Source organism: Rhodopseudomonas sp. NSM (assembly GCF_052445935.1).
Taxonomy (GTDB): domain Bacteria; phylum Pseudomonadota; class Alphaproteobacteria; order Rhizobiales; family Xanthobacteraceae; genus Rhodopseudomonas.
Genome location: NZ_JBQTCH010000006.1, coordinates 230,599 through 243,479, shown reverse-complemented (window position 1 = coordinate 243,479; position 12,881 = coordinate 230,599). Strand labels below are relative to the sequence as shown.

Annotated in this window: 13 protein-coding genes; 9 read left to right on the top strand and 4 right to left on the bottom strand. The window is 66.4% G+C overall.

The window, feature by feature from the left end; translation table 11 throughout:
* Window positions 1-57: 57 nt before the first annotated feature.
* On the top strand, window positions 58-459 hold the full coding sequence (locus ACTZWT_RS16990; RefSeq protein WP_054160899.1) for a PTS sugar transporter subunit IIA: 402 nt from the start codon (window positions 58-60) through the stop codon (window positions 457-459).
* Window positions 456-791: an HPr family phosphocarrier protein gene (locus ACTZWT_RS16985; protein ID WP_444770851.1), complete on the top strand. Its 336-nt coding sequence runs from the start codon at window positions 456-458 to the stop codon at window positions 789-791. Before ACTZWT_RS16990 ends, ACTZWT_RS16985 begins: the two co-directional genes overlap by 4 nt.
* A gap of 144 nt (window positions 792-935) precedes the next feature.
* On the opposite strand, the gene ACTZWT_RS16980 is transcribed toward ACTZWT_RS16985, so the two are convergent.
* A complete protein-coding gene (locus tag ACTZWT_RS16980) occupies window positions 936-2,480 on the bottom strand; it encodes a glycosyltransferase family 39 protein (RefSeq protein WP_444770850.1) in 1,545 nt (514 codons plus the stop codon).
* Between the two features lie 143 nt (window positions 2,481-2,623).
* Here ACTZWT_RS16980 and lepA point away from each other — a divergent pair, with 143 nt between their 5' ends.
* Window positions 2,624-4,435: a translation elongation factor 4 gene (gene lepA / locus ACTZWT_RS16975; protein ID WP_444770849.1), complete on the top strand. Its 1,812-nt coding sequence runs from the start codon at window positions 2,624-2,626 to the stop codon at window positions 4,433-4,435.
* A 95-nt stretch (window positions 4,436-4,530) separates the two neighbouring features.
* Here the strand turns inward: lepA and ACTZWT_RS16970 are convergent, their stop codons facing one another.
* Window positions 4,531-4,809, bottom strand: coding sequence for a DUF2442 domain-containing protein (locus ACTZWT_RS16970; RefSeq protein WP_444770848.1), 279 nt, complete (start codon window positions 4,807-4,809; stop codon window positions 4,531-4,533).
* Window positions 4,796-5,068 carry a DUF4160 domain-containing protein gene (locus ACTZWT_RS16965; protein WP_444770847.1) on the bottom strand — a complete coding sequence of 91 codons (273 nt, stop codon included), beginning with the start codon at window positions 5,066-5,068 and terminating at the stop codon, window positions 4,796-4,798. Before ACTZWT_RS16965 ends, ACTZWT_RS16970 begins: the two co-directional genes overlap by 14 nt.
* 95 nt (window positions 5,069-5,163) lie before the next feature.
* On the opposite strand from ACTZWT_RS16965, the gene ACTZWT_RS16960 reads away from it, so the two are divergent.
* From ACTZWT_RS16960 to bchO, 5 genes are all read left to right on the top strand, one after another.
* Complete coding sequence (locus tag ACTZWT_RS16960; protein ID WP_444770846.1) at window positions 5,164-5,427, top strand: antitoxin MazE-like protein; 264 nt, start codon at window positions 5,164-5,166, stop codon at window positions 5,425-5,427.
* Window positions 5,428-5,461: 34 nt separating this feature from the next.
* Window positions 5,462-6,358 carry an alpha/beta fold hydrolase gene (locus ACTZWT_RS16955; RefSeq protein WP_444770845.1) on the top strand — a complete coding sequence of 299 codons (897 nt, stop codon included), beginning with the start codon at window positions 5,462-5,464 and terminating at the stop codon, window positions 6,356-6,358.
* Between the two features lie 206 nt (window positions 6,359-6,564).
* Window positions 6,565-8,385, top strand: coding sequence for a bifunctional isocitrate dehydrogenase kinase/phosphatase (gene aceK, locus ACTZWT_RS16950; protein WP_444770844.1), 1,821 nt, complete (start codon window positions 6,565-6,567; stop codon window positions 8,383-8,385).
* Window positions 8,386-8,629: 244 nt separating this feature from the next.
* A complete protein-coding gene (locus ACTZWT_RS16945) occupies window positions 8,630-9,376 on the top strand; it encodes a sulfate transporter family protein (protein WP_444770843.1) in 747 nt (248 codons plus the stop codon).
* A 583-nt stretch (window positions 9,377-9,959) separates the two neighbouring features.
* The gene (gene bchO / locus ACTZWT_RS16940) at window positions 9,960-10,919 is read left to right on the top strand and encodes an alpha/beta fold hydrolase BchO (protein ID WP_444770842.1); all 960 of its coding nucleotides are present in this window, start codon (window positions 9,960-9,962) and stop codon (window positions 10,917-10,919) included.
* Window positions 10,920-10,949: 30 nt separating this feature from the next.
* Here bchO and cysK read toward each other — a convergent pair whose 3' ends face one another.
* Window positions 10,950-11,948: a cysteine synthase A gene (gene cysK / locus ACTZWT_RS16935; RefSeq protein WP_444770841.1), complete on the bottom strand. Its 999-nt coding sequence runs from the start codon at window positions 11,946-11,948 to the stop codon at window positions 10,950-10,952.
* A gap of 282 nt (window positions 11,949-12,230) precedes the next feature.
* Between cysK and ACTZWT_RS16930 the strand changes: the two genes are divergently transcribed.
* Entirely contained in the window at window positions 12,231-12,788 is a 558-nt protein-coding gene (locus tag ACTZWT_RS16930; RefSeq protein ID WP_011439379.1) for an HNH endonuclease, read from the top strand.
* The last annotated feature ends 93 nt before the right edge of the window (window positions 12,789-12,881 follow it).

The window sequence follows — 12,881 nt, the reverse complement described above, 5'->3', positions numbered from 1 at the left end:
TGGTCAAAGTGACCCGTTCGCGCGGTGCACCCACGAAGCGCCCGCGAGGAGTTTCCGATGATTGGTCTAGTACTTGTGACCCACGGGCGCCTTGCCGACGAGTTCAAGGCAGCGCTGGAACACGTGATGGGGCCACAAAAGCAAATCGAAGCCGTCACGATCGGCGCCGAGGATGACGCCGACCTGTGTCGCAGCGACATCATCGAGGCGGTGAATCGCGTCGACAGCGGCGACGGCGTTGCGATTCTGACCGACATGTTCGGCGGGACGCCGTCGAATCTCGCAATCTCCTGCATGAGCCGCCCGAAGGTCGAAGTGCTCGCCGGGATCAATCTGCCTATGCTGGTGAAACTGGCGAAAGTTCGCGAGGAGCGCACCTTGCCCGATGCGATCGCCCTGGCCCAGGAAGCCGGGCGCAAATATGTCACCATCGCCAGCCGGGTGCTGGCCGGCAAATGACCGCAGACGCGCCCCAGACCGCGCCGGACGGACACCCGGACACAGTCGCTGGCACCGCCGGAAAAATCTCCCGCGAGATTCCCGTCATCAACAAGCGCGGCCTGCACGCCCGGGCCTCCGCCAAATTCGTGCAGATGGCCGAGAAGTTCCAGGCCGACGTCACCGTGACGCGCAACGGCGAGACCGTCGGCGGCACCTCGATCATGGGCCTGATGATGCTGGCCGCCGGGATCGGCACCACCGTCACCGTGTCGGCGACCGGCCCCGAGGCGCAGCAGGCCGTCGAGGCGCTGGCCGAACTGATGGGCAGCAAGTTCGGCGAAGAAGAATAGTCCTCAGGCCTGCAATCTCGCGTTCCGCGACGACATCCTCTGCGTCGTCATCCTGAGGCGCTCGCCCGCAGGGCGAGCCTCGAAGGATGCGGACACGGAGACTGCGCACGCCGCCGATCCTTCGAGGCTCGCTGCGCTCGCGCCTCAGGACTTCGCCGCGGCGCCCGCCTCCGGCAGCACCAGGAAGAACACGTCCTTCACCGTGCCGCCGGCGATTCCGAGCAGCGGCCGGCTGAGCCACACCTTGCTGCGCAGGATCTGCGGCTGCGCCGCCACGATCTGCTCGGCGATCGCCAGACAGGCCTGATCCGCCGCCGGGCACACCAGGGCCGCGCCGCGCGCGGCGGCCTCGGCTTTCAGCGTAGCCAGATCGGCGGTCGCGAAGGCGCGGCTGTCGGTGCGCAGATAATACGCGGTGTTCTGCGCCAGCACGGTTTCGCCCGCCACCAGCGCGATCGGCCTGTCGGTGTGGCGCTGCCAGACCCGCGCGATGTCGTCGGCGAGCAGGGAGGCGTATTCGAACGGCTCCGGCGGGCTGCTGCTGTGGATCGCCACTGCCACGCCCGGCGCCGCGGCCAGGATCGTCAGCGCCAGCGCCGCAGCCGCGATCAGCATCCGGCGCAGCGCGTCGCGGCCGACCGCGATCAGCGGCGACGACAGCAGCACGACCGGCAGCAGCGTCCAGGCCGGCATCGTCCACAGCGGCACGATGCGGATGCCGCTGAGAAGCGCCAGCGGCGCGGGGGCCACGATCATCAGCACCTGGATCGTCACGATCAGCCGGCGCTGCGGATCGGCCGGCCAGACGCTCTCGGCCAGCGCGGCGCGCGACGGCCGCAGCAGCACCCAGGTGGCGATCAACGCCAGCGCCGCATAGCCGACGCAGCCGGCGAGATAGCGCAGCGTGTCGAGCGCATTGTGCCCGAGGCCGTCAGATTCCCGCGCGGCCGCGTAAGCAAAGGTCGGGAAGCGGTGATCGACCAGCCAGGCGACATGCGGCGCCAGCACCGCCGCGCCCGCGATGATCATCAGCCACGGCGCCGGGGAGGCGAAGAACCGCGCACGCCGCGGGTCCAGCAGCGCGCCGAGCCCGAGCGCGCCGACCAGCACGATCGACCAGTATTTGCCCAGCATCGACGCGCCGGCGAACACCCCCGCCAGCGTCGGCCACAGCAGGCCGCGGGCCTCGAAGGCGCGCAGGAAGCAATGGATGGTCAGCGCCCACAGCGGCAGCAGCACCGCATTGGCGTTGTATTTCAGCGCGATGAAATTGAAGAACGGGATCAGCGTCAGCGTCGCCAGCCCGAATAGCGCCTTCTCGGCCGTCATATAGCGCCGCATCGTCCGCCAGGCGATGTACAGCGTCACCGCGATGTTGACGGTGGCGAGCAGATGGAACGTCAGGTCCGAGACCGGGACCACGCTGAACCACCCGCGGGCGACGAAGGCCGAGAACGGCGGGTGCTTGTCATAGCCGAACGCCAGATGCTGCGACCAGGCGTAGAGCTCGGCTTCGTCGGCGTGCAGGTCGCGCGGCCAGGTGGCGATGGTGCGGTAGGCGGTCCAGATCGCCGCATAGACCGCCAGCGACAGGATGACGGTACGCTCCTGCCGTTTGGGATCGAGCAAGGCATCGATCCAGCGCTCGATCAGCGACAGGCGGCCGCGGGACGTGGCAATCGAGGTCATCCGGACCCTGGGTTCGAGGCATGCGCGGCGGACATCAGCCGGTTCGGCCCGCCCCGTCAAGCACGCCAAAAGCGGCGGTTTTTCGGGCGGTTGCGGGCGCCCTTCGCCTTGCCGCGCCGGAGTCCCGGTGCTATCTCGCGACCATGACCACCGCCCCCATCGACAACATCCGCAACTTCTCCATCGTCGCCCATATCGACCATGGCAAGTCGACGCTCGCCGACCGGCTGATCCAGATCACCGGCGGGATGTCCGACCGCGAAATGGCCGGCAAGGAGCAGGTGCTCGATTCGATGGACATCGAGCGCGAGCGCGGCATCACCATCAAGGCGCAGACCGTGCGCCTGAACTACCGCGCCAAGGACGGCAAGGACTACATCTTCAACCTGATGGACACGCCCGGCCACGTCGACTTCGCCTACGAGGTGTCGCGGTCGCTGGCGGCCTGCGAGGGCTCGCTGCTGGTGGTTGACGCCTCGCAGGGCGTCGAGGCCCAGACGCTGGCCAACGTCTATCACGCGCTCGACGCCGGCCACGAGATCGTGCCGGTGCTCAACAAGGTCGATCTGCCCGCCGCCGAGCCGGAGAAGATCAAGCAGCAGATAGAGGACGTGATCGGGCTCGATGCCTCCGACGCGGTGATGATCTCGGCGAAAACCGGCCTCGGCGTGCCCGACGTGCTGGAAGCGATCGTGACGCGGCTGCCGCCGCCGAAGGGCGACCGCTCGGCCCCGCTCAAGGCGCTGCTGGTCGACAGCTGGTACGACGTCTATCTCGGCGTCGTGGTGCTGGTGCGGATCGTCGACGGCGTGATGAAGAAGGGCCAGCGCATCCGGATGATGGGCACCAACGCGGCCTATGATCTGGAGCGCGTCGGCTATTTCACGCCGAAGATGACCACGGTGGACGAACTCGGCCCCGGCGAGATCGGCTTCATCACCGCCGGCATCAAGGAAGTCGCCGACACCCGCGTCGGCGACACGATTACGGACGACAGGAAGCCGATCACCGACATGCTGCCGGGCTTCAAGCCGGCGATTCCGGTGGTGTTCTGCGGCCTGTTCCCGGTCGACGCCGACGACTTCGAAACGCTGCGCGCCGCGATGGGCAAACTCAGGCTCAACGACGCCAGCTTCTCGTTTGAAATGGAAACCTCGGCCGCGCTCGGCTTCGGCTTCCGCTGCGGCTTCCTGGGCCTGCTGCATCTGGAGATCATCCAGGAGCGGCTCAGCCGCGAATTCGATCTCAACCTGATCGCGACCGCGCCCTCCGTCATCTACAAGATGACGCTGACCGACGGCACCCAGATGGAGATCCACAACCCGGTCGACATGCCGGACGTGGTCAAGATCGCCGAGATCGAGGAGCCGTGGATCGAGGCGACGATTCTCACGCCCGACGAGTATCTCGGCTCGGTGCTGAAGCTGTGCCAGGACCGCCGCGGCAATCAGAAGGAGCTGACTTACGTCGGCGCCCGCGCGATGGTGAAGTACGACCTGCCGCTCAACGAAGTGGTGTTCGATTTCTACGACCGCCTCAAGAGCGTGTCGAAAGGCTACGCCTCGTTCGACTATCACCTCACCGAGTACAAGCCGGCCGATCTGGTGAAGATGCAGATCCTCGTCAATGCCGAGCCGGTCGACGCGCTGTCGATGCTGGTGCACAGAACGCGCGCCGAAGGCCGCGGCCGCGCCATGGTGGAGAAGATGAAAGAGTTGATCCCGCCGCACATGTTCGTCATCCCGATCCAGGCGGCGATCGGCGGCAAGATCATCGCCCGCGAAACCGTCCGCGCCCTGCGCAAGGACGTCACCGCCAAATGCTACGGCGGCGACATCACCCGCAAACGCAAACTTCTGGAAAAGCAGAAGGAGGGCAAGAAGAAGATGCGCCAGTTCGGCAAGGTCGACATCCCGCAAGAGGCGTTTATTGCGGCGTTGAAGGTGGATAGTTGATCGAGTGACCTCAAAGGTCGAAGGGAAGGCTGGTCGAAAGCGCGCGACCGCCGGACACGGCGCGACCCCACCCCCTATGGATGGCAATCAGCCTGCTACTCCGCCGCATTCCCGACCGGTCGCAATTCTCCCGCCGCCTGCATCTCGCGATGCAGCGCGATCGGGTCCCAGTCGTAGCCGTTCGGCCAGGTCGGCACACCATTCTCGACGAAGACGCGGTTGAAGTAAGCGGGGTCCTTGAGCGGCTCGAGCATTGGTCCGGATTCGCCGAGGATGAAGCCGAGATCGTGCTCTCCGACGGTATCGTCGGAAAACTCCAGTTTCAGCCGGTGACCGCCCAGCGCGGTCGCACGCCGCACTTTAATCAACATCATCGTCCGGACCCGCAATTCGTTCGAGCGTTTCGTGCCGTCGCGCCCGCTCCCAGTTCGCCAGCAACGCCCCACGCCGCAAGGTAACCCATCGTCGCGCAATCAGCATTGCGGTTGGTGGTAGTTTGCCCTGCAATAGACTGGCGTCCTCAATCGCCACCAACGCCTCATAGCCTTGATAGATCACATGGACATGAGGTGGGTTATGATCGCGATAATACATCGCGATGGCAATTCCGAGGAAATACGCGATCGTCGGCACGCCAGTCTCCGCTTCGGCAGCCTCACAATAAGACGCAATGGACAGAGGATGACAACCAGGAATTGAAAACGCCCCTAACGTGTTACGCTGCCGTCATGCCAACCGATCCAGATAAGCCCCCCTCCCAAACTGCCTGCGCCCACTTGGCATCGCTGCGGGAGCGGCTGCGGACGCAGGGCTTACGTCCGAATGTGCGCAGCGCGCCGGACATGCGTGATCCCCAGTTTCTGGCCGATCTCCGCCGCGGAGCCGCGATGATGGCGCGGCATCCGGAGGATGATGCGATCGATGATGGGATCGAGGCGAATCGCGATCTCGAGGGCTGGGTGTGGGACGACGATTTCGACGAATCCCCTTAGCGCTTCACCTTAGCCGCAACGACGCTTTCCGCACTTGCTGCTATCCGGCGGTGATTCGACACGTCGCAAGGTGATTCGCATGGCAACGCTCACTCGCTTGTTCGCTCCAGGTATCGTCGCACTCCTGCTCACCGCAACCTCGGCCCTCGCCGATCCGGTTGCGCCGGTCGGCAAGGCGATCGGCCGGGACCCGCAGGGCCGCGCCATCTATCAGGTCAACGCCAACGGTATCTCAATCGGTTACAAGCTGATCGGTAGCGGCGCGCCGATGGTGATGATCATGGGGCTCGGCGGGACCGCCGAGAACTGGCCGCCGCAGGTCGTCGATGCGCTGTCGAAGAACTATCAGCTGATCCTGCCGGACAATCGCGGCATGGGCCACACCACCGCCAACGACACGCCCTTCAGCTACCCGCTGTTCGCCGCCGACGTGATCGGCCTGCTCGACGCGCTTGGCGTCAAGCGTAGCCACGTGCTCGGCTATTCGATGGGCAGCACGATTACCCAGCAATTGCTGCTGCAATATCCCGATCGATTCAACAAGGCGCTGATCCACGCCACCTCGACCGATGGCAGCAACGTCGCCAAGGCGCTGCACGGAAGGGTGCCGTCCGATCCGATCGTGGCCCGGCAGGTCGAAGCCACCACGCACTGGAAGACCCCGCTGGACAAGCTGCCGTCGATCGCCAACCAGGTGATGCTCGTGGTCGGCACCGCCGACAATGTGGTCGGCACTGAAAGTTCCAAGACGCTGGCTTCGGCCATTCCGGGAGCGTGGCTGGTGCAGTTCAAGGGCGCGACGCACCATCTGATGTACGAAGCACCGGACGGGTTTTCGGCCGCCGCTCTGACCTTCTTCGAGACCGACGAGACGGTTACCGTAAAGCCGCAGCCCGATGCCTCGGTGGTCCCGCCAGCCGGACGACCCTGAGCGGGACACGATCCGGCGACGTCGATCGCCGTCATGCGCAGAGCTGACCGCCGCGCCACAGGCCGGAGGCCCGCGCGGGGGGCCTTGCCGGGAGACGGACAGCGGCAAGACGATCTGCCTGTCTCGAGGAAGGCAAGCGCCGGCCCGAGCCGGCATTTGCTCCAGATCACGCCGCCGCGCCCGAATCCGCCGCATCATCCCCGGCGATGACCGCCAGCCGCCACCCTCTCGCCGCCTCCGATATCGAGGCCGCCACACGGATCGCCGAGCCGGATTTCGACCTGCTCGACGCGCTGGTCCGGACCGACGATCCGGACGACCAGGCCCATACGCTGGCGCGCGTGGTGCTGGCGGCGTTCGACAATTACTATGCGGTGTCGCGGCGGATTCCGGCGCTCGCCAAGGCGGCGTTCGAGGCGCGCGACTGGACCGCGACGGTGCGGCTGTCGAGGATCCGGATCGGGCTCTATACCGCCTGCATCGATCAGCTGGTGCCGCTGCTGAAAGCCGGCCTGCCCGAACTCGCCAATGACGAGCAGGTCTGGGTGCGCGCCGAGGCCGAGCTGCTGGCGGCGATCGCCGGCCGCTACGAGGCCGATTTCGCGTTCGCGTTCTGGCAGTCGCTGCGCCGCAAGCTGGTCAGCGACGAATGGCGGCCGGTGTCCTACGATACCGGCCCGGCGGCGCGGCCGCCGGCCTCTGTCGCCGCGGTGGTCTGGACCATCGCCGCCACGCTGCCGATCCGGCCGGAGGTGATCCGCGACGTGCTCGACGCTGCGGGCTTCAACGTGCCGTGGCGCGATCTCGACGGCGACGCCGCGCTCGCCGCCGCCGCGATCGAGGCGGCGCTGGAGCCGCTCGGCCCACGCGCCGGCGAAACCGCAAAGATCGAGATCGCCGACTCCGGCTTTTTCCGCAATCGCGGCGCCTGCCTGATCGGCCGGATCCGGCTGCGCGACCGCGGCGACATGCCGCCGCGCAACATCCCGTTGCTGATCGCGCTGCTCAACGAGGACGACGGGCTCGTCGTCGACGCGGTGCTGTGCGACGCCGACGAGCTGCAATTCGCGTTCTCGTCGACGCTGGCGAATTATCACGCCACCAATCCGCGCTATCACGAGCTGGCGCGGCTGCTCTACGAGCTGATGCCGAAGCGGCCGCTCGGCACGCAATATTCCTGCATCGGCTTTCATCACCTCGGCAAGGTCGCGGTGATGAACGAGATCCTCGCCGAGCACCGCAAGAGCAAGGAAAAGCTGGACACCGCGCCGGGCTTCAAGGGCACGGTGGCGATCGCGTTCACGATGCCGTCCTCGGCCTATGTGCTGAAGATCATCCGCGACCATCCGACCGACGACTACAAGTTCGACTATTTCGACGGCCTCGACGCGGTGCTGCGCAAGTACAATCTGGTGCACGAGATCGACCGCGCCGGCTCGATGCTCGACAACATCATCTATTCGAACGTCAAGCTCGCCCGCACGATGTTCGCGCCCGATCTGCTCGACGAGCTGCTCGAGGCCGGCATCGACACCGTGACGCTGGAGCGCGACGCGCTGGTGTTCCGGCATCTGATCGTGCAGATCAAGCTGACGCCGCTGCCGCTGTATCTCGCCACGGCTGCGGCCGCCGACGCCCGCGCCGCGGTGATCAATCTCGGCGACTGCATCAAGAACAACGCCGCCGCCGACATCTTCAACAAGGACCTCGACGGCCGCAATTACGGCGTCAGCCGGATCCGCAAGGTGTATCTGTTCGACTACGACGCGGTCGAGCCGCTGACCGACGTGAAGGTCCGCGGCAACGCGTTCGCCCCGGTGCCGGAGTTCGAGGACGGCGTGGTGTTCCGTCCGGCCGACATGCTGGAGGGGCTGCGGATCGACGAGCCCGGCCTGCGCCGCGCCTTCCGCGACGCCCATCCGGAACTGATGCAGCCGGAGTACTGGGAAGCCATGCAGCGCGCGCTGCGTGAGGGCCGGGTGCCGAAAGTCATGAACTACCCGGCGTCGCGGCGGCTGCGGCGATAGCTGCGCGAATCGGACCGTGCCCGGGATGGGGCTGCGGCCAATGAAGTCGGGCACTTTCGTTTCAACGCGTCATGCCCGGCCTTGTGCCGGGCATCCACGTTCTCGCAGCAGGGCCGCAAGAGATGCGTGGATGGCCGGGATGAGGGATTCAGTGTGGAGAGGCCGCCGGGACCACCCCGCCCTTGCCGAACCCCGTCGCCCCCTCTACCTGTTTCAGGCCGATTTCCGGACGAGGACACCGCCCATGCTCGACGCCGCCATCAAGGCGCTGACCCAGATTCTGTCGCCGCCGATGCGCTCGATCCTGTGGCGCTCGATCGGCTTCGCGCTGGCGCTGATCGCGGTGGCGGCGATCGGGCTGCAGCGGCTGCTGAGCTGGCTGGCCTCGTCGAGCGAGTTGTGGGCCGAGGCCGCGCTGGGCGGCTTTCAGACCCCGCTCAACATCCTGTCCTGGGTATTCTCGATCGCCGCCGGTCTCGGCATCGTGGTCGGCGCGGTGTTCCTGATGCCGGCGGTGACCTCGCTGGTGGCCGGCATCTTCGTCGACGAGGCCGCCGAACATGTCGAGCGCGAATATTATCCGCACGACGAGCCGGGCGTCGCGCTGCCGGTCGGCGTGGCGCTGATCGAGACCATCAAGACCGCGCTGCTGACGATTCTGGTCTATCTGGTGGCGCTGCCGTTCCTGCTGTTCGCCGGCGCCGGCGTCATCGTGTTCTTCGTCGCCACCGGCTGGCTGCTCGGCCGGGAATATTTCGAACTCGCGGCGATGCGCTTCCGACCCGCCGCCGAGGCCAAGGCGATGCGGCGCGACAACGCCACCACGGTGTTCATCGCCGGGCTGGTGATCGCCGCCTTCGTGTCGATCCCGATCGTCAATCTGGCGACGCCGCTGTTCGGCATGGCCTTCATGGTGCATCTGCACAAGCGGTTGTCCGGCTCGCGGCCGGAACTGATCGCGCCCGACCAGGGTCGCATCACGGCGGGTTGAGGCGAGGGCGCGCCGCCTAGTCCGCGCGGCGTCGCTTACTCGGCGCGGTCGTCGCGGCGCCAGCGGCGCCTGACGGCGTAGGCGACTTCCTGCGCCGCGCCGCCGAAGATCATCAGCAGAAAATTGGCCAGATGAGACATCTTCATCGCTTCACTCCCGTTCGGGACGCGTCGCCGCGATTCGCCGCGACTGCCGTTGCGACTCACCCTGACTGTTAGTTCAGGGCCTGCACTGAATTGAATATTGGAATGATTTGCAGGACCGCGAAGGGAAATCTGCGGTATTCATGCCGATTTCACGTGTGTCGCGGCGTGCTGACAGATTTGGTCAACGCGATCGAGCAGCGTTGTGACGCTACGCGCCCGAACTGTCGCGCAGTGCTGACACAGGGTGTCAATCCAACGCAACGTGCTCACGAGTATGAGCATAGCGCAGCGTCCGCGCGCCGGAGACTGACCCGGCTGATGCCATAAGCGAGTACCACTTTCGCAGATAACACAATCCCGCCCGGAACCGGGCGTTCGCCACGTATTTGACAGGGTGCGCCGGCGATGATGCCATCGGCGCAACAAGGGACAGGGCGATGATGCGTGCGCTCAACGACAACAACCCTCCGCCCCGCACGCCGCGGGCCGCGCTGCTTGCCAGACCACGCTGGGACGTCGAAGGCCGCGACTGGCCCAATCGCGACGCCAGTCAGTTCGTGCACGCCGCCGGGCTGCGCTGGCACCTGCAGCAGATGGGCTGCGGTCCGGTGCTGCTGCTGATTCACGGCACCAGCGCGGCGACGCATTCCTGGCGCACGCTGGCGCCGCTGCTGGCGGAGCACTTCACCGTCGTCGCGCCCGATCTGCCGGGCCACGGCTTCACCCAGACGCCGGCGCCGGCGCGCATGACGCTCGATGCGATGGCGCAGGATCTCGCCGCGCTGCTGCGCGGGCTCGGCCACCAGCCGGTTCTGGTCGCCGGCCATTCGGCCGGCGCCGCGCTGCTGGCGCGGATGTGCCTCGACGGCAGCATCGCGCCGGCCGGCGTCGTGGCGCTCAACGGCGCGCTGCTGCCGATCGGCGGCGCGGCGGGTCGGTTCATGCTGCCGTTGGCGCGGCTGCTGGCGTCGAGCACGATGGTGCCGCGGCTGATGGCGCGGTTCGCGCGCAATCCGGGCATGGTCGAGCGGATGCTGGTGGATACCGGCTCGTCGATCGAGCCGGACGGCATCGACTATTATCGCCGGCTGGTCGGCAGCCCCGGCCATGTCGCCGCGGCGCTGCGGATGATGGCGAGCTGGCGGCTCGAGCGCACGGCGCAGGAGCTGCCGCAACTGGCGACCCGGCTGCTGCTGATCGCCGGCAGCAACGACAAGACCATCGCGGCCAGCAATTCGGCGCAAGTGCAGCGCATGGTGCCGGGCGCGCGGATCGAGCTGATGCCGGGGCTCGGCCATCTGGCGCATGAGGAGCGGCCGCACGACGTCCGCGACATCATGGTCGAATTCGCCCGCGACGCCGGCCTGCTGCCGCGATTGCTCGCGGCGGCAGAGTGACGGCGTGACGACGCCGGTTGTGGGCGGCGGCTAGACGCCTTCGAACAGAGCGGTCGACAGATAGCGCTCCGAGAACGACGGCACGATCGCCACGATGGTCTTGCCGGCGTTCTCCGGGCGCTTGCCGAGCTCGATCGCGGCCGCAATCGCGGCGCCCGACGAGATACCGCCGGGGATGCCTTCATGCCGCGCCAGCGCCCGCGAGGTCTCGATCGCAACCGGTCCCGACACCTTGATGATTTCGTCGATCACCGAACGGTCGAGAATGTCCGGCACGAAGCCGGCGCCGATGCCCTGGATCTTGTGCGGGCCGGGCGCGCCGCCGGACAGCACCGGGCTCTCCTCCGGCTCGACCGCGACCACCTTCAGCGAGGCTTTCCGCGGCTTCAGCACCTGGCCGACGCCGGTGATGGTGCCGCCGGTGCCGACGCCGGCGACGAAGATGTCGATCTCGCCGTTGGTGTCGTTCCAGATCTCCTCGGCGGTGGTGCGGCGGTGAACCTCGGGGTTGGCGAGGTTCTTGAACTGCTGCGGCATCACCGCATTCGGGGTCGAGGCGATCAGCTCCTCGGCCTTGGCGATCGCGCCCTTCATGCCCTTTGCGGCTTCGGTCAGCACCAGCTCGGCGCCGAGGAAGGCCAGCATCTTGCGGCGCTCGATCGACATCGATTCCGGCATCACCAGCTTCAGCCGGTAGCCCTTGGCGGCCGCCACATAGGCCAGCGCGATGCCGGTATTGCCCGAGGTCGGCTCGATCAGGATGGTGTCGGGCTTGATGATGCCCTCGCGCTCCATCGCGGCGATCATCGCCGCGCCGATGCGGTCCTTCACGCTGGAGGCCGGATTGAAATATTCGAGCTTGGCCAGGATCGTCGCCTTGACGCCGTTCTGCCCCGGCAGCCGGTTCAGCCGCACCAGCGGGGTATCGCCATAGGCATCGGCGACCGAATCATACACCCGGCCGCGGCCGGGCTGATGGGCGGGCGCTGCGGCGGTGGATTTGAGCGATGCGGTTGCTGCGCTGGACATGGTCGCCTCCGGGAACTGAACGGTCGAAATCGGGATTATCTGCTACGCATCTGATAGAAGCAGCCCGCGGACGTCAACGCGCCCGGTAAATATGGAACAATCGCCTTCATTCGCGAGCGTTCCGGCACATCCATTCTCCCGAATTCGCCGCATTTGGTCGGAATTCCCCGCGTCGGCGAGCTTCCTTTCCCGGTTGCCCTTCACAACGGCGTCACGCTGGCTGTAGTATCCCTTCCGCATGCTGCTTCGCAGCGTCGATCGGTCGGGGGTCAGGAGCGTTTCTTGAACGCGCATGTCTCGCATGGCGGTTGGCCGGTGCTGGTGTTGAACGCGGATTTCCGGCCGCTCAGCTACTATCCGCTATCGCTTTGGTCGTGGCAGGACGCGATCAAGGCGGTGTTCCTCGATCGCGTCAACATCGTGGCGCATTACGACCGCGCGATTCACAGCCCGAACCTCGAGATCCAGCTTCCCAGCGTGGTCTCGCTGAAATCCTTCGTGAAGCCGTCGACGCATCCGGCCTTCACGCGGTTCAACGTGTTCCTGCGCGACCGCTTCTCCTGCCAGTATTGCGGCGCACCTGAGGACCTCACCTTCGACCACATCATCCCGCGCTCCAAGGGCGGCCAGACGACGTGGGAGAACGTGGTGGCGGCGTGCTCGCCGTGCAATCTGCGCAAGGGCAACATGACGCCGGCCCAGGCCAGGATGTTTCCGCGCCAGACCGCCTTCGCGCCGACGGTCCACCAGCTGCATCGCAACGGCCGGCTGTTCCCGCCGAACTATCTGCACGAGAGCTGGCTCGATTATTTATATTGGGACACCGAGCTCGATCCGTAGCGAACTGATCGGCGGCAGGAGAAGTCGGGATGGACTCGCCGAGTCGCGAGCATCATTGGCAGAGCGTCTATGTCGGCAAAAGCGCCGTGGGAC

Coding starts and splice junctions, on each gene's coding strand:
- ACTZWT_RS16970 (WP_444770848.1), bottom strand. CDS start 4,809: ATGATGTTGATTAAAGTGCGGCGTGCGACCGCGCTGGGCGGTCACCGG.
- ACTZWT_RS16980 (WP_444770850.1), bottom strand. CDS start 2,480: ATGACCTCGATTGCCACGTCCCGCGGCCGCCTGTCGCTGATCGAGCGC.
- cysK (WP_444770841.1), bottom strand. CDS start 11,948: ATGTCCAGCGCAGCAACCGCATCGCTCAAATCCACCGCCGCAGCGCCC.
- lepA (WP_444770849.1), top strand. CDS start 2,624: ATGACCACCGCCCCCATCGACAACATCCGCAACTTCTCCATCGTCGCC.
- ACTZWT_RS16990 (WP_054160899.1), top strand. CDS start 58: ATGATTGGTCTAGTACTTGTGACCCACGGGCGCCTTGCCGACGAGTTC.
- aceK (WP_444770844.1), top strand. CDS start 6,565: ATGACCGCCAGCCGCCACCCTCTCGCCGCCTCCGATATCGAGGCCGCC.
- ACTZWT_RS16945 (WP_444770843.1), top strand. CDS start 8,630: ATGCTCGACGCCGCCATCAAGGCGCTGACCCAGATTCTGTCGCCGCCG.
- ACTZWT_RS16960 (WP_444770846.1), top strand. CDS start 5,164: ATGCCAACCGATCCAGATAAGCCCCCCTCCCAAACTGCCTGCGCCCAC.
- ACTZWT_RS16985 (WP_444770851.1), top strand. CDS start 456: ATGACCGCAGACGCGCCCCAGACCGCGCCGGACGGACACCCGGACACA.
- bchO (WP_444770842.1), top strand. CDS start 9,960: ATGATGCGTGCGCTCAACGACAACAACCCTCCGCCCCGCACGCCGCGG.